The organism is Pseudomonas sp. GW821-FHT03C07, from assembly GCF_059420925.1.
This window is the reverse complement of the sequence record NZ_JBWKUQ010000029.1, coordinates 23,959-40,030: the sequence shown is the minus strand read 5'-3', so window position 1 is coordinate 40,030 and position 16,072 is coordinate 23,959. Positions and strand designations below refer to the sequence as shown.

Sequence of the window (16,072 nt, the reverse complement as noted above, 5' to 3'; positions counted from 1 at the left end):
GCGCCGTCGGCCAGGCCGAACGGCGCCAAAGGGCAATCAGATCACCGGGGAGCGCCAGTCATCGAAGGCGGAGGTGCCCGCCACTTCGTGGGTCCAGGTGATCTTGCGGTAGCTGAAGAACACGTCTTCCAGATGGGTGAAATGCGCCTGGTTCGGGTCCTGGCAGTTGGGCATGCGCGATTTCACGTCGACGACGATGGCGTCTTCCAGTTCGATGGTGAAATAGTGCTCCTGGGTGCCGGAGGAGGAGGTGCGGTACCACTCCAGACGGCATTTGGTCAGTTTTTCCCCGCTGGTCAGGGCGCTGAAAATCAGCGGCGAGGACTTGTCGAAGACCTTGCTGATCATCAGCGGTTGGTGCACACGCTGGCCGGTCGGTTGCCCGGACTGCGGGTCGCGGGGAATGGTGACGTCGTGGGCGAAACCCTGGACCAGGATCTGGTCTTCATGACCCTCCTGGTAGATGTTTCCGACCGAGTCCTGGGTAAAGGTACCCGCGGTGATCAGGCCTTGCTTGGTGCCTTGCAGGGTCAGGTAGGCTGGTGTTGGCATGAATGAATTCCTTGTCCAAAGAGGTACTGTTTGCCATCAAGGGAAACTCGATGGGTTCGCAGGTCTACAGATCAAGAGTTGTGCCTGTTTTTATTTATTGTTTAAAAACAGTAAGTTATTTGATGTTTCTCGAAGTGTTCTAGGATTTTAGAGTGTTTTTTCTGGAAAACTGCGCAAGGTATTGCACATGGGCGGGCAGGAAGTTGCCTGCTGGGTTGGACGCCTTGTGTGGCGGGTATTGTGGGTTGGGAGGAGGCGTTTTTAACGCCAGGGATGGGGCAAAAGTTGCGCACTCGGGAACGGAGTCTCACGTGCACCGCGAAACCTGTAGGAGCCAGCAAGCCGGATCCTACAAGGGCGCGTGTTCAGCCTGGGAACGGGGCCTTCAGCCCTCGGCGCTCCAACCGCCACCCAAGGCGGTCATCAGGCCGATACTGGCCTGCAACTGGCGGGTCTGCAGCGCCTGCAACTGCCGCTGCGTCTGCAATGCCGCCGTTTGCGCCGTCACCACGTCCAGGTAGTTCACCGCCCCGGCCTGGTAGCTGTTCATCGCCAGGGTCTGGGTGTTCTGCGCGGCATTCACCGCTGCCTGCTCATCCTCGGCCTCGCGCTGCAAGTCGCGCAGTTGCGCCAGGTTGTCCTCGACTTCGCGCACCGCGCGCAGGACCTGGCCGCGGTAATGGGCCGAGGCCTCGTCGAACTCGGCCTTGGCCTGATGCTCCTGGGCATCGAGGCGACCGCCGTCGAAAATCGGTAGGTTGACCAGCGGCCCAAGTGCCCAATAACGATTGCCCGTCGACAGCAGGCTGCCGCTGCCCTGGGTCTGGCCGCCGAGCAGGCCGGTCAGGCTGAAGTCCGGGTACCAGGCGGCCTTGGCTACGCCGATTCCGGCATTGGCGGCAAACACCCGGCGTTCCGCCGCGGCGATATCTGGGCGACGTTGCAGCAGGCCGCTGGGCAGGGCGCCGGGCACCTTGGGAATCGTCAGGATCGCCTGGGTCGGCGGCAACTGGAAGTCGCTGGCCGGTTCGCCCACCAATTCGGCAATCGCGTGTTCGGCCAGGTTGCGTTGGCCGTGCACTTCGTCCAGCTGCGCCTGCGCCTCGGCCAGTTGGCTCTGGGCGCGGGTCAGGTCAAGTTCCGAGGCAATCTGGCCCTGGTAGCGATCACGGGTCAGTTGCAGCGCCTGGGTGTAGTCCTCCAGGGAACTGGTGAGAATCCGGCTCTGGGCATCGAGGCCATTGAGCTGGACATACAAGGTCGCCAACTGCTGTTGCAGGCTCAGGCGCGCCACCGCCAGGTCGTCGCCGGAGGCCTGGGCCTGAGCGTCGCCAGCGGCCACCTGGTTGCGAATCCGCCCCCACAGGTCGAGGTCGAAGTTCAGCGCAAAGCCCGCGGTATTGCTGTTGTACACCGCCGGCTGGGTGCTGCCGCGCAACGGGCGATTGTCCGATTGGCGCTGACGCAGGGGTTGCGCACTGGCACTGATCTGCGGGAACAGCCCAGCGTGCAGCTGGCTCGCGTAGGCCTGGGCGCCGTCATAGTGCGCCAGGGCGGCGGCCAGGTCCGGGTTGGCCTTGAGCAGGCGCTGTTGCAGGTCGTTGAGAGGCGCGTCGTGGAACAGCGACCACCATTGTTGTGACAAGTGGTCGCCCGGTTGTGCCAGGTGCCACGGACCGTCGCTGGTCTGCTCGCGATAGTGCTGCGGCAAGTCGAGTTGCGGCGGCTGGTAGGTCGGTGCCAGGGAGCAGCCCTGCAAGGTCGCGATCAAGAGCCAGGCGCTGCGCTTAAGCCTTGGGGACATGTTGGCCTCCGGCTTCGGCGAGTTTGACCGGGTCGCCTTCGCGCAGGGCGTCCGGCGGGTTGTCGATCACGGTGTCGGCGGGTTTCAGGCCCTGGTCGATGACCAGGCGCTCGCCCAGGTCCAGGCCGATGTGGATGTCGCGCAGATGCACATGGGACTGGGTGTCCAACACGGCCACCTGGGTGCCCTGGGCCCGGAAGATCAGGGCGCTGGCCGGAATGCTGACGCCATGGGTGTCTGCCGGGATCGGCAGGGTCGCCTCGGCGTAGTCGCCCGGCAGCAGGACGTTGTCCGGGTTCTCGGCGACGAACTGCGCCAGCAGGGTGCCGGAGCGCGAGTCGATGGCGGTGGAGTTGCCCAGCAGTTTGGCGTTGAACTGTTGACCCGGATGTTCCGGTACCGTCAGTTTCACCTCGAGACCGGGACGGATCACGCTGGCGTAGTTCTGCGGGATGGGCACGTAGAGCCGTAGCTGATGGGTGTCGGCAATGTCGAAGAGCTCCGGATCGCTGTCGTTGTCGGCCTTGATCAACTGGCCGATATCGGTGTTGCGGGCGGTGATGGTGCCGGCGAAGGGCGCGCGAATGATCTTGTAGGCTTCCAGGGCCGACAGCCGCGCGTAGTCGGCGGCGGCGGCTTCGACATTGGCCTTGGCCGCGGCGGCGTTGGAGCTTTTTTCATCGGCTTCCTGGCGCGACACCGAATGGGTCGCCACCAGGTTCTGCCAACGGCTGGCGGTGGTCTCGGCCAGGCGCGCATTGGCCTGTTCCTGCACCAGGTGGGCGTGGGCCTGGGCGAGCTGTTGGTCGAGGTCCGGGCTGTCGATTTCGGCGAGTATCTGGCCGGCCTGGACCTGGCTGCCGATGTCGGTTTTCCAGTCTTTCAGGTAGCCGCTGACCCGTGCATGGATCGGTGCCTTGCTCCAGGCTTCCAGGTGGGCCGGCAGGCGCAGGGTATCGCCGGCGGCGTTCTGTGCCGGCTTGAAGACACTGACCATGGGCACGGCGGCGGTTTCGGTCCAGGCGGTCACGGCTTTTTCATGGCGGGTTCGCGCGGCAATCCCGTTGGCGACCAGCAAGGCGGCCAGGGTCAGCCCGCCGATGCCCATGTAGAGCAGGCGTTTGCTCGAGGGTTTGCGATCAGTCATGGGTGTGTTCTCCAGCTACGGCGCGAATAGGTTGGCGGCCATGCACCAGGCTGAACACCACGGGGACGAACAGCAGGGTGGCAGTGGTCGCCAGGATCAGACCGCCGATTACGGCGCGTCCGAGAGGGGCGTTCTGTTCTTCGGAAAGGGCCAGCGGCAACATGCCGATGATCATCGCCAGGGCGGTCATGCAGACCGGGCGGAAACGGGTATAGCCGGCTTCCAGAGCGGCCTTCAGGGCATCGCCGTGTTCGGCCAGGCGCTCGCGGCAGAAGCTCACCACCAGGATCGAGTTGGCGGTGGCCACGCCCATGCACAGGATGGCCCCGGTCAGGGCCGGCACCGACAGCGAGGTGCCGCTCAGGAACAGCATCCAGACGATTCCGGCCAGGGCCGCGGGCAGGGCGGTGATGATCACGAACGGATCGACCCAGGACTGGAAGTTGACCACGATCAGGAGGTAGATCAGCACCACCGCGCCGAGCAGGCCGAAGCTCAGGCCGCCAAAGGCTTCATGCAGGGCGTCGATCTGGCCGTGCAGGCTGACAATCGCGCCCTTGGGCCGCAAGGACGAGGCCTCGTCGAGGATCTTCTGGATGTCATGGGCCACCGCGCCGAGGTCGCGGCCTTGCACGCTGGCGTAGATGTCCAGGGTCGGCTGGATGTTGTAGTGGGTGACCACCGCCGGGCTCTGCACCCGATTGATGGTCGCCAGGCCACCAAGGATCTGCGACTGGCCGTTGCTGCCGGTGACCGGCAGCGCTTCCAGTGACGGCAGGCTGTCCAGGCGGTATTGCGGGGTAGCCGCGACCACGCCATAGGACACGCCGTTGGCCGGGTTGAGCCAGAAGGTCGGTGCCACCTGGGAGCTGCCCGCCAACGAGGCGACCATGCTGTTGGTGACGTCACGCTCGGTAATGCCCAGGCCTTTGGCGCGCATGCGGTCAACCTTCACCTCCAGCGACGGGTAGCCGACCGATTGCTGGATCCGCAGGTCGGCGATCCCCGGTACATGTTGCAGGCGTCGTTGCAGTTCCAGGGCGAAGACGCGGTTTTCCTCGGCGCTGCGTCCGGAGATTTTCACGTCCAGCGGGGCCGGTGCGCCGAAGTTGAGGATCTGGCTGCTGATGTCTGCCGGGAGGAAGGCGAACTGGCTGCCGGGGAAGCTTTCCGGCAAGGCCGTGCGCAGCTTTTTCACATAGTCGGCGGTGGGCTGGTGATCGGCCTTGAGGGTGACCTGGATATCGCCGTCCTGCGGGCCGATGGTGCCGCTGCTGCTATAGGCCATGTCGATACCGCTCAATGGAATACCGATGTTGTCGACGATGTTGTCCAGTTCCTCGGCGGGAATCACCTCGCGGATCCGCGCTTCGATACGGTCGAAGGTGGCGGTGCTTTCTTCGATTCGCGTACCCAGTGGCAGGCGTACGTGCAGGGCCAGGGCACCGGCGTCGGTGGCGGGGAAGAAGTCTTCGCCCAGGCTCGGCAGCAGGCTGAAGGACGCCAGCACGCAGGCCAGGAAACCCAGCAGGAAACGCTTGCGGCAACCCAGCGCGAGTTGCAGCAGGCCGTGGTAGACGTCGCGCACCGTGGAAAAGCCGCGCTCGAAACCCTGCTGGAAATTCAGCACGCCTTGCAGCAGGCGATTGCGTGGCTTGCGGTGCTGTTCGCCTTCGTGATGGTTGATGAATTCATCCTCGGGATGATGACCGCTACCGCCCTCGACCACATGGGGCTTGAGCAGGAACATCGCCAGGGTCGGTACCAGGGTCCGCGAGAGGATAAAGGAGCTGGCCATGGCGAAGATCACCGCCAGCGCCATCGGCCGGAACAGGAAGCCGGCGATGCCCTGGAGCATGAACATCGGCACGAACACGATGCAGATACACAGCAGCGAGACAAAGGCCGGGCCGACGATCTGTTTCGCGCCGTCGAGGATCGCGTCGTTGACCGCCTTGCCCTGTTCCAGGTGCCAGTTGATGTTCTCGATGGTCACCGTCGCATCGTCCACCAGGATCCCCACCGCCAGCGCCAGACCACCCAGGGTCATGACGTTGAGGGTCTGGCCGGTGGCGGCCAGCAGGGCGATGGCCGAGAGGACTGCCAGCGGAATCGAGGCGGCGATGATCAGGGTCGAACGCCAGCTGCCGAGGAACAGCAGGATCATCGCACTGGTGAGCAGCGCGGCGATGATGCCTTCGCGGGCGACGCTGCCCACCGACTGCTTGACGAACACCGAGGCGTCGCCGAGCAGCGAGGTCTTGAGCTCCGGCGGCAGGGTTTCGTTGATCAGCGGCAGCATGTTGCGGATGCCGTCGACGATCGACAGGGTGGAGATGTTGCCGTTCTTCATCGCTGGCATCAGCACCGCGCGTCGGCCGTCGACCCGCACGATGTTGGTTTGCGGCGGCGAGCCGTCACGCACGTGGGCCACCTGGCCGATGGTGATCAGGGCGCCGTCGACGGTCTTGATCGGCAGGTCGTTGAGTTCTTCGATGATTTTCGGGCTGTTGTTCAACAGCACGGTGTATTCGTAGGGGCCGAGTTTGGCGGTACCCACCGGAATGATCTGGTTCTGCGCGGCCAGGGCATTGCCCACATCCTGCGCCGAGAGGCCCTTGGCGGCCAGCGCCTGGGGATCGAGGTCGAGGGTGATCTGGCGTTGCTTGCCGCCCATCGGGGTTGGAATCGCCAGGCCTGGAACGGCGGTCAGCGGCAGGCGGATGTTGTTCTGCACCAGGTCGCGGATCTTCGCTTCCGACAGCGTCGGGCTGGAAAACGCCATCTGCAGGATCGGCACCGTCGAGGCGCTGTAGTTGAGGATCAGCGGCGGGGTGATCCCCGGCGGCATCTGTTTGAGTACGGTCTGCGAGACCGCGGTCACCTGGGCGTTGGCGGTGCGGATGTCCACACCCGGCTGAAAGAAGATCTTGACGATGCCCATGCCCGGCAGCGATTGCGACTCGATATGTTCGATGTCGTTGACCGTGGAGCTCAGGGAGCGTTCGTAGGTGTAGATCACCCGGCCAGCCATGTCCTCGGGGGACAGGCCGGTGTATTGCCAGACCACCGCGACCACCGGGATACCGATGTCGGGAAACACGTCGGTGGGGGTACGCAGGGCCGCCAGCGGCCCGATGATACAGATGAATATCGCCAACACGATAAACGTGTAGGGCTTGAGCAGTGCGGTCTTTACCAGCCCGAGCATGCCTGAACCTCCGGGGAGTGGAATTGCAAACACCGGCAGTCTTGCGTCTGGAACTTAACGTTTGGCTTTCACCAACATGAAGGATCTTTTAGATAAGTACTGAAAATCCCTTCATGTGTGTTCATTTGTACAAACGCCTCTATTTCACCACTCTTGGCCTCGATTAGACGGGTTTTCCGTCCAGCGATATAGCACTTGAATATGAGAGGAATTCATTCAATGACACTTAAGCCGCTGATGCTGATTTCGACCCTTGGACTGGTTTGCCTGCTGTCCGCCTGTGCGGCGCCAGTGCCCAAGGCTGATCCGGGCGAAGCCTGGATCGGCCTGGGACAGGCGTCGAGCGATGACCTGCTGGCAGAGCGTGTGGATGGCAAGCGCGTCGACGACGGCCGCTACTTTGAAGTGGCGCCGGGCAAGCACGATCTGAAAGTGCTCCTGGTCCAGGGCGCCAACGGTAATACCGAGCAGCCCGAGTGCACCGGCCAGGTGGAATACGACCAGTTCAAGGCTGGCAAGCGCTATCACCTGGTGGAGTCGGGATCCGGCGTCGATGTGGGCGCCGAGCTGGTGAACGACCACGGCGTGACGGTGGCCCAGTCCAGGAAGTTTTCCTGCATTTAACCGCTGACAGACTTTTTCATCTTTAAGGTAGAACACCATGACATTCAAACCCTTGATGCTGATTCCAACCCTGGGCCTGGCTTTTCTGCTCTCCGCATGTGCCGGCCCGATGCCGAAGGCGGATCCGAGCGAGGCCTGGATCGGTCTGCAAGATGAGGCGCCGAGCGACATGCTTGCCGAGAAGGTCGATGGCCGGAAAATCGATGACGGGCGTTTCTTCGAAGTGCCACCCGGTGCGCACAAACTGGACGTGATGTTGGTGGAGACGCCCTGGGGCGATGGCAACCAGCAGGACTGCTCGGGCGAAGTCAGCTACAACCAGTTCAAGGCCGGCGAGCACTACCAGTTGGTGGAGTCGAGCCTGGGTCAGGAAATCAACGCGCGGCTGATGGATTCCCATGGCAAGCAAGTCGCCGAGACCGGCGACTTCCAGTGCATGCCGGGCTAAGCCGGGTTCCGGGCTTGGCAGCGATGGCGATAGTGGATTCACTGCTGTCATCGCCGGCAAGCCAGCTCCTACATAGGTCCGTGTTTCACTGCAAACTATCGTAGAGCCTGGTCCCTTGCAGGAGCCTGGCTTGCCAGCGAAGAGGCCCTTGATGGCGCCAAAAGCTTCGCGGGCAAGCCCTGCTCCAATTACAGAACGGTGTGAGCAATTATTGTGTGGTGAAGCCTGACGGCGCGGCGCTGATGGTCGCGTTGCGCCAGGCGCTGTGCAGCTGTTCGTCGAGCAGCGCCGGGACCTTCTTGTCCGGCTGCTGTTGCAAGCTGAGCTTCAGCCCGTTGAGCGAACGACCGCTGAGGCGATTGCCCGCCAGGTCTTCACGGAAAACCCTTTCCGCTTCGGCCGCCTTGCCCTGGGCCAACAATGCGTAGCCCAGGGATTCGCGCAGGGTGTAATACCAGTCCGGTGGCTCGTTATAGTTCAGGGCATCCTGGATGGCGACCGCCTTGCGCCAGGCGCCGATGATCTGCTCCTGGTTATCGCCCTGGAGTGACTTGAGATCGGTGGCCAAGGCCTGCGACGGATCCTTGCCGAATACCTTCGCGGCGGTTTCCCGCAATGACGCCAGATCAAGCTTGCCATGGCTGCTGTCCTGGGCCTTGTTCAGCAGGATCAGATTGGCGATGCGGAACAATTCCGTCGCCTTATTGTTGCCGTAGTTCAGATCCGGTGTGGCTTTCAAGGTGTCCGTCACCGCCTGCCAATAGCCCTTGAGCGCATCGTTGCTCGCCGCGTTGTCCAGCCCGTCCCGGGCCAGTTGTCGATAGGCCTTGGCATAGGCGGCCATGACCCGGGTGTACGGCGCGGTCAGTGGCTGCCAATCCTTGTCGGCCTGGGTGCAGGTGTCGTTGATGGCCTTCAAGCCCTGCTCGATCTTCGGTTCGATACGCTCCAGCGCGGCCCAGTCCTGAAAGCGCACGGCGAAGTAATAGGGCACGGCATAGAAATAGTCGGACTTGGTGCGGATCTCGCCGGGGTACTGCTGGCAGAGAAACGCCAGGGCCGAATACTGCGTGGTGTTTTCCACCAGTTCCTCGGCCATGTTCATGGCTTCGTTCTGGCGACCCTCGATGGACAGGGTCCAGATCAGGAAGTGAATGTTGTGGCCCAGGTAGTGCAGCGGGTAGGGGCTCTGCGGGTCGACCTGATGGGCGTAGGCGCGATCCACCGAGACCGCCGTGTAGTTGGCGATGCTGGCCAGGGCGTTATTGCCGGTACGCTGGTAGATGTGCGAGGCCATGTGCACCAGATGGCCGATGGCCGGGTTCTGGTCGCGGAAGCGATTGGCCATGGGCAGCCCGCTGTCGGGGAACGGCGACTCCTCGATGGCATGAATATAGAAGTGATTGGCGCCGGTGTGCAGCTTGTCCTGCACCAGCACGCGGTTGAGCACTTGCAGCGCTTCATAGGCTGCTGGCGTCGGGTGGACCTGATCGGAGACCGCGGCTTCGCCATCCCACCACTTCCAGGGGGTGAGATTGAGCAGCGCGTCGGCGTAGAGGGTGGCGGCATCGAGGTCGTCGAAATAGGTCTGCGACAGTTCTTTCATGGCGTCGGCGTAGTGCTGTTTACCTTTGTCGTCGAGGCTGACCTTGCCGTCCTTGAGGGTGTAGGCGCTCAGGAACGCCTTGGCGTAATCGACTTCACGCTGCAATTGTCGTTCGCTGAAAGCGGCCTTGGCGGCCGGGTCCTTGAAGCGGGCATTGGCGTGTTCCAGGGCGATCTGCGCCGAGCGATAGGCAAGCTGGTCGCAACCAGGGGTGGCGTCGCTGTTGATATTGGAGTTGGCCGACAGGGCGATGCCCCAATAGGGCATGGCCGAGCCCTCGTCGAACCGGCTGGCCTGGTAGAAAGCACGGATCGCTTCGGAGAAGTTGAAGCCGTATTGCAGGGCGATGCCCTGGCTATAAAACGCCTCGACCTGATCGGCGTCCTTCAGGCTGACCATGGGGTAGCGTGTGCCGCCCAGGCCCGAGAGCAACTGGCCCTGGTCGGTGTCTTTCTGGCTGACGCATTGGTGCAGGACTTCGAGGTACGGGGTGTCGGGTGAGACCGGGGTGAAACGCTTCGGACCTTCGGCCGTTTCGGCTCCGTGGGTATGGGCCTGGGCCACGGACAGGCCGGTGAGCAGCAGGGCAGCGACAGCAAGACGCAATACAGCCATGTAATGATTGCTCCTTTCAGGATGCGAGTCGTTCGATCTGCGGCGCCAGGTCTTTTTGCGGGATGACCACCTGGACCAGTACGGTCTCGTCGATCACCAGCAGTTTGAGCAGCAGTTCGCGCAACTCACCCAGGGTCGAAACCTTGTAGCCCTTGGCGCCGAAGCCCTGGGCCAGGGCCAGGTAATCCCAACTGGGCAGGATGTCGAACGGCGCGAACTCGCCATGTTCCTTGAACGCATTGATATTCACGAAAGCCTGCTCGATGGCGTAGACCTCGTTGCTCATGACGAACACCACGGCGTTCACGCGATTGCGCACCAGGGTCGACAGCGACTGACACATCATCATGAAGCCGCCGTCGCCGGCGACCACCAGAGGCCGACGCTGGCCGCCCATGGCCACGCCCAGGGCGCAACCGGTCTCATGACCAAGGGAACCCCAGATGGCATCGGCGACAAAGCTGTTTTCCGGCATGCCCATGATATTACTGGCGGCGTACAGCGCCGAGCTTTCGCCGAGGATCAGCGCGCTGTTGTCCCACAGGCGTTGCTCCCGGGCAAAATCGCTCAGGGTGTCGAGGAACCGCTCATAACTCAGGGGCGTGTCGTTGGCGCTGGTCCTGAGTAGTGGCGAGAGGGGCTCGCGTGGCCGCAAGGGCAGTGGGAAATCGTCGTCCAGGCCCAGTGCGCTGGTCAGCGCGGTCAGGTACTGCGGCAGCGGAACATGGGGGTAATACTGCAGCCCGGTGCGGGCCAACTGGGCGTTGACCAGGATGATCTGGCCGAAATCCTTTTTCAGCAATTGCAGGTAGTCGTCGGTGAAGATAACCCCGATGGCCAGGATGCAGTCGGTCTGGTCCACCAGCTCCTGGGTCCACAGGCGTGAGGCGGTGCCCGCATAGGTGCCGATGAATTGCGGGTGGTTTTCGTCGACAACGGTCTTGGCTTCCAATGAGGTGGTGAATGACAGGCCGCTGGCTTCGATCAGGTGCAGCGCTTGCTTTTGCAAACCGAAACGGGCGATCTCGATACCGAGCATGATCAACGGTTTTTTCGCTTCGCGCAGGCGTTGCACCGAGGTCTCGACCGCGGCGTCCAGCGACAGCAGATCGCAGGCGGCCGGCACGGCAGACAGTTCGCCGACAGGTTCCTCGCAGGGTTCACCCCAGACGTTTTGCCAGGCTTCCAGGTAGATCGGCCGGCGCTGGCTGATGGCGGCGACCAGCGCCCGATCGATCAGGGCCGGTGCGGTGCGGCTGTCGTCCAGCAGTTCGCAGGCGACGGTGATGTTCTCGAACACCTTGCGCCCAACTTCCAGGTCGCCGGTGGAGTGGTGGAACAGGACGTCCGCGGACCAGATGATCTGGCGGTTTTTCGCCGACGGACTGGCACTGATGACCACCACCGGGTTGCGCTCGACATAGGCGCCGGCAATGGCATTCACCGCGCTGAAGGTGCCGACACCGTATTGCAGCGACACGGCGCCGATTCCGGCATAGCGGGCGTAGCCGTCGGCAGCGTAGGCGGCACTCATTTCATTGACTTCGCCGACCGGCTGGATATCGGTGGATTTTTCCAGGGCGTCCATGAATCCCGACACATAATCGCCGGGGACCTGGAACACCTTGCGGACCCCCAGTTGAAGGAGCCGCGCCAGCAGGTAGTCAGCGACAGTAAAGTCTCTACGTATTGCCATGGTCGATCCCCTTATAGGCAAATTGAGTCACTTCATTGAGGGTGTCTACGCAGTCCTTGCAGGCCGGACGCTGGCCCGGTTGCAGGGTACAGCCGTCGGGTGTCGGCACCGGTAGCAGGGCGTAGTGCTTGGATAACCAGGTCGGACGCTTGAGCCCGAAGAAGTCCTGGAGTGTCGACTCGGCCACGGTCAGGGCGCCTTCGACCCAGCCCTGGCCATAAGAGTAGGCCTCGCCAACGATATGGATCTGCTGATTTTCCACCGGCCGGCGCATGCGGCAGATGATCTGGTCGAGTCGGTAATTGGCCTTCCATTCATGCCAGCCGCCGCCGTACGGGTCGGCATCCCAGGCGTGATAGACCGCCGAGTAGGGGCGCGGCAGTTCCACCTGGTCGTGGACCTGGGTGACCTGCATCTGTGCCACCCGGACCATTTCATCGCTGACGGTGAACTGGGTCCTGGGCACCACCGGCTCGCTCTTGAGCAGCCCGGCCAGGTTGCTGGGCGTGTGGCCAACGAATGGCGCACCGCCTTCCAGGCCTTTCCAGAACGGTACGGTGCCGATGTCGTTGTAGGAGGCCATCAGCAACGAGTTGAGCGTCGATTCGCCACCTTTCTGTTCGCATTCGGTGCCCATGTAGTAGATCTGCCGCACTGGCAGGTCGGTGACCGAGCGCCCGGCCACCAGTCCGAGCGCGCGCCACCAGGGCTGCTCATAGGCGAGGAAGAGCTTGAAGGCCGATTGCACCAGCACCGAACCGAGATTGTCCTTGAGCCACGGGTCGCTGAAGAACGGCGAGTCGATCAGTTCCAGGGAACGGCGTGGCATGGCCAGGATGATTTTCTTCGCCTTGACCACGGACTGGCCGCCGATGTCGTGGGTGCTGCCGTCCACCGTGGTGGTGGCCTGGAAGTGCAGGCGGTAGGGGAAGTCGGTGTCCTTGGCGAAGCTGATGGCGGTCAGCCGCTGGTTCATGTGCACCCGTTGCTTGCCTGGCAATTGTCCCGGCAGCTTGGCGAACTTCGCCGCGAGGGTCAGGGGCAGGCTCTGGAAACCTTTGCTCAGGGTCAGGAACTCGGTAGTGTCCTTGTACTCGGTGGCCGGCAGTTGGGTCACGGCGCTGGCATTGGCGACGTTGGCGTCATAACCGCCGGCGTCTTTCATGAACTGGTAACCCTCGTTGCTCATCACCCGGTAGAGCAGGTCCCAGAAACCGTACCGCCAGATTTCCTTGCCGAACACCGTGACCTGCATCTGCTGGCACAGGCTGAGCTTGTCGAAGCCCGGGTACACGTAGTTCATCACTTTGACCTGCAGGTCCTCGGGGCAGAAGCCGCGCTCGGACCAGGCCAGGTCGTAGGGGATCTTCTCCGGGGCTTCGACGAAGTCGCGATAGCGAAAGCGCTTGCCGCGCAGGTAAAACAGGTTGTTCTTCGAGTAGACCGGCTTGGGCGCGCCCATGGGGAAATCCTGGCTGGGCAGCTTGAGGTGCTTGACCAGGCTGTCGACGACCACATGGCCGTCGGGCCCCGGGATGTAGCGCATGCCGCCGACCTCGGCGACCACATTGGGCAGCCCCGGCAGATGGATACTGAACAGGCGTCCGCCGATTCGCTCACCGTATTCGAACAGGGCAATGTTCTGCGTATCGCCATGGACCTGTTGCAGACGCCAGGCGCTGTAGCAGCCTGAGACACCACCACCGACCACGGCCACGTCAAGTTCCAGTTCTTGCGACTTCATGGCGAACTCCATTTCGAGGAGAGTGACTGAGGATTCGGAACGCGACCAAGTATTGTCGAGTTTTGTCGAAATGCCAGTTTGCCACTACGGCTTTTCGAATGGGCCGAGTCCTGACCGATCAATTGAAACCTTAGCCGCGATCGGGCGTTCTGGCGCCGCTGAATCGGCCGTCCTCTCAGGCGGGAGGTGTTTTCCAGGTCAATCGAAGTCAGGGTGGTCGGGTTGATTTTCCGGGAATGACCCTTCTCTGATTAAACGTTTTAAACCGGATAAGTTTTAGTAATTGTTTCTGTTTGGTCGATAAAATCAACGGCGTGGTAACTTTCACACGATGTTTGGCAAGGAATGTGACTGAATGGATCTCTCATTGTTAATGCCTCATCGTCAAATGGATGTGGAGGTAGGATCAGGGGCGCGTCTGAGAGCGCTTCTCAAAGAGTGTCATTTGACGGCAACGGATTTCGCACTCTATTGTGGTGTTAAGGCCCAGCATGTGAATAATTGGTTTAATCGGGGGGTGCCGTTGCGGCGGCAAGAAGCGATTGCCGCTTTGTTGTCGGTCAATGTTCGCTGGCTGCGTGAGGGGCGGGGGCTCAAGTACCCGGAGCGGGTCGATAAAAAACAGCCGGTCGATCAGGTCGTTTGTGACAAAGTGTCCTGGAGAACCGAAGTAAAGAGTGCGCCTGTCTGTTGGGTGCGTATGGTCGGCGATAATATGGGCGGGAGAGTTCCAGGAGGAGCGCTTGTTGCTTTTGAACCTTCGCTGACGAAGATTGAAGAAAAAACCGTGTGTGTGTTTATGTTGGATGGCGTACAGCGGGTAGACTACCTTTATCCTGAACCGAATGGGAGTCTGGGTCTACATCGCTACAGCGACGCCAATACATCAAAAAACAATAATACCCTGGTGGAGGCTTCGCCGCCGATCGTTGAAGTGTGCGGGCGGGTGTTGGGATGGGTGATGCTCGATGCGCTTGAGTGACGGTCCGTGAAGGCTTTCAAATCAGCCCGTACAGGGCTGCCCTCGCTACCGCGGCGGTCTTGTTGGCAGCCCCTAGCTTCCTGATGGCGGTGCCAATGTGGAAATTCACCGTACGCTCGCTCAACTGAAGCAGTTGAGCGATTTGCCCCACTGTCTTTCCGAGGGCGGACCATCTGAGCACCTCGATTTCTCGGGGTGAGAGTTTGTGGGGGCTGTCGATAGGCGATTGTAGGTCAGTCATGATGATGTGCAATAAATTGCACAACCAGATGGCATGGTTCGATTTTTCATGGAACTCTTCAAGTGAAAGTGCCGGGGTCGCTCGCGCGACACTTAGAATGCTTTTTCGACTGCGGGCGTCATGGGTGGATTGGGACAGTCCGTGTATCAGGCCATGGTTTTTTTGTTGCACTCTAAAGTCGGGTTGCTTGAGAAAAGCTTCGTCCGACCAGAGCAGGGGGAGCAATGAATTCTGGCCGTGCAGGGTAATCGGATCTATCGCCTGGAAATAACGTTGTTGATAGAGCGTGTTCCAGGCGGGGGGATAGTTGTTGTGTGATTGGGCAGCGCCGTACAAGGGCGAGGGTGATGGGTAGAAGGTGTAAGCGTAGTGCTCAAAACCAAGTTGCTGAATCAGGGTTTCTGTCACCGCGAATAGTGTTTCAGTGTCCTTGATATAAGGCAGGTCTCGTAATAATTGGTCTTTCCAGTACTTCATTGTTGTGCCTTGGGTTAGAGAAAGGTACGGATTTGAAGGCCTGAAGTTTAGATAAAAACGAGGTCTATACAAGCCGGGTTGTTGATTTTCGGAAGAGGCTGAGTGTTGGCGTTTATAAGCAAACGTTTTTCAGCTATTTGGCGCATGAAATGTTGACTGCTGGTTTTCTGGGAGACAGCCGTTTCATACGATAGGAGGGGGCAGATTTGAGTCCGATGATTGGAGTCGGTCGCGGCGGTAGACCGTCAGGTAGACGCTACCGCCGACAGGATGAACGGCTGCGGGAGAGCGCGAGGGGGATCAGGTTGCCGGGGTACTGGCGAAAATCTCCAGGCGCTCGGCATAGGCGGTAAAGTGTTCCAGGTGCGGATAGTGTGTCGCTGGACATTGCTCGGGGAGCATCATCTTGCTGAAGCTCCAGGCAACCGCCAGGCTGATGCCTTCCTGACGAATCGTACCGTCCTGCGGCAGCGGCTGGCGCGCCAGTTCGTGCTCGATTTGCGTGTAGGCGGCGTGCAGTTGGCCGGTGACCCGTTCCAACCAGGGACCGTGCTGCTTTTCTGCCGGGCGCAGGTTCTTCTCGTAGACGATCTGCACCGATTTCTCGCAGGCGGCCAGGGCCAGTCCGATCAGCCGCAGCCCGCGTACTTGCTCGGCCAGGTTGGCATAGGACGGGCCAGGGCCGGCGATCAGCGCCAGATACTCGAGAATCAGCCCGGAGTCCATCAACACTTCACCGCTGTCGCAGACCAGGGTCGGGGCCTTGACCACCGGGTTGATCTGCGCAAAGCGCTCGAAGTCACGAAACACCGAGACCGACTGGTGTTCGAAGGCAATACCCAGGTGCTTGAGGGTGATGGCGACCCGGCGCACGTAGGGAGAGTCCAGCATACCGATAAGCTTCATTGATCTTGTCCTTTTGATA

General features: G+C 61.3%; 12 protein-coding genes. 3 read left to right on the top strand and 9 right to left on the bottom strand.

The window, feature by feature from the left end; translation table 11 throughout:
- Positions 1 to 36 precede the first annotated feature (36 nt).
- From AC07VG_RS31635 to AC07VG_RS31620, 4 genes are all read right to left on the bottom strand, one after another.
- Positions 37 to 552 carry an Hcp family type VI secretion system effector gene (locus AC07VG_RS31635; RefSeq protein WP_495001754.1) on the bottom strand — a complete coding sequence of 172 codons (516 nt, stop codon included), beginning with the start codon at positions 550 to 552 and terminating at the stop codon, positions 37 to 39.
- Between the two features lie 385 nt (positions 553 to 937).
- Positions 938 to 2,356 carry an efflux transporter outer membrane subunit gene (locus tag AC07VG_RS31630; RefSeq protein ID WP_495001755.1) on the bottom strand — a complete coding sequence of 473 codons (1,419 nt, stop codon included), beginning with the start codon at positions 2,354 to 2,356 and terminating at the stop codon, positions 938 to 940.
- Positions 2,340 to 3,503 carry an efflux RND transporter periplasmic adaptor subunit gene (locus AC07VG_RS31625; RefSeq protein WP_495022455.1) on the bottom strand — a complete coding sequence of 388 codons (1,164 nt, stop codon included), beginning with the start codon at positions 3,501 to 3,503 and terminating at the stop codon, positions 2,340 to 2,342. The genes AC07VG_RS31630 and AC07VG_RS31625 overlap by 17 nt, the downstream gene beginning before the upstream one ends.
- Positions 3,496 to 6,714 (bottom strand): efflux RND transporter permease subunit, encoded by a 3,219-nt coding sequence (locus AC07VG_RS31620; protein WP_495022454.1) that lies wholly within the window; start codon positions 6,712 to 6,714, stop codon positions 3,496 to 3,498. The genes AC07VG_RS31625 and AC07VG_RS31620 overlap by 8 nt, the downstream gene beginning before the upstream one ends.
- A gap of 219 nt (positions 6,715 to 6,933) precedes the next feature.
- Here AC07VG_RS31620 and AC07VG_RS31615 point away from each other — a divergent pair, with 219 nt between their 5' ends.
- Positions 6,934 to 7,338: a PA0061/PA0062 family lipoprotein gene (locus tag AC07VG_RS31615; RefSeq protein ID WP_495022453.1), complete on the top strand. Its 405-nt coding sequence runs from the start codon at positions 6,934 to 6,936 to the stop codon at positions 7,336 to 7,338.
- Positions 7,339 to 7,375: 37 nt separating this feature from the next.
- A complete protein-coding gene (locus tag AC07VG_RS31610) occupies positions 7,376 to 7,786 on the top strand; it encodes a PA0061/PA0062 family lipoprotein (protein WP_495022452.1) in 411 nt (136 codons plus the stop codon).
- Positions 7,787 to 7,994: 208 nt separating this feature from the next.
- Here the strand turns inward: AC07VG_RS31610 and AC07VG_RS31605 are convergent, their stop codons facing one another.
- From AC07VG_RS31605 to AC07VG_RS31595, 3 genes are read right to left on the bottom strand one after another with little or no spacing between them, the layout of a single operon-like run.
- Positions 7,995 to 10,007 carry a hypothetical protein gene (locus AC07VG_RS31605; RefSeq protein WP_495022451.1) on the bottom strand — a complete coding sequence of 671 codons (2,013 nt, stop codon included), beginning with the start codon at positions 10,005 to 10,007 and terminating at the stop codon, positions 7,995 to 7,997.
- 16 nt (positions 10,008 to 10,023) lie between these two features.
- Entirely contained in the window at positions 10,024 to 11,703 is a 1,680-nt protein-coding gene (locus tag AC07VG_RS31600) for an alpha-keto acid decarboxylase family protein (protein WP_495022450.1), read from the bottom strand.
- Positions 11,690 to 13,447, bottom strand: coding sequence for a flavin monoamine oxidase family protein (locus AC07VG_RS31595; RefSeq protein WP_495022449.1), 1,758 nt, complete (start codon positions 13,445 to 13,447; stop codon positions 11,690 to 11,692). The genes AC07VG_RS31600 and AC07VG_RS31595 overlap by 14 nt, the downstream gene beginning before the upstream one ends.
- A gap of 355 nt (positions 13,448 to 13,802) precedes the next feature.
- Here AC07VG_RS31595 and AC07VG_RS31590 point away from each other — a divergent pair, with 355 nt between their 5' ends.
- Positions 13,803 to 14,429, top strand: coding sequence for a hypothetical protein (locus AC07VG_RS31590; RefSeq protein WP_495001763.1), 627 nt, complete (start codon positions 13,803 to 13,805; stop codon positions 14,427 to 14,429).
- A 16-nt stretch (positions 14,430 to 14,445) separates the two neighbouring features.
- On the opposite strand, the gene AC07VG_RS31585 is transcribed toward AC07VG_RS31590, so the two are convergent.
- Both AC07VG_RS31585 and AC07VG_RS31580 read right to left on the bottom strand, forming a co-directional pair.
- Complete coding sequence (locus tag AC07VG_RS31585) at positions 14,446 to 15,147, bottom strand: autoinducer binding domain-containing protein (protein ID WP_495022448.1); 702 nt, start codon at positions 15,145 to 15,147, stop codon at positions 14,446 to 14,448.
- A 300-nt stretch (positions 15,148 to 15,447) separates the two neighbouring features.
- The gene (locus tag AC07VG_RS31580) at positions 15,448 to 16,053 is read right to left on the bottom strand and encodes a glutathione S-transferase (protein ID WP_495001765.1); all 606 of its coding nucleotides are present in this window, start codon (positions 16,051 to 16,053) and stop codon (positions 15,448 to 15,450) included.
- Positions 16,054 to 16,072 lie beyond the last annotated feature (19 nt).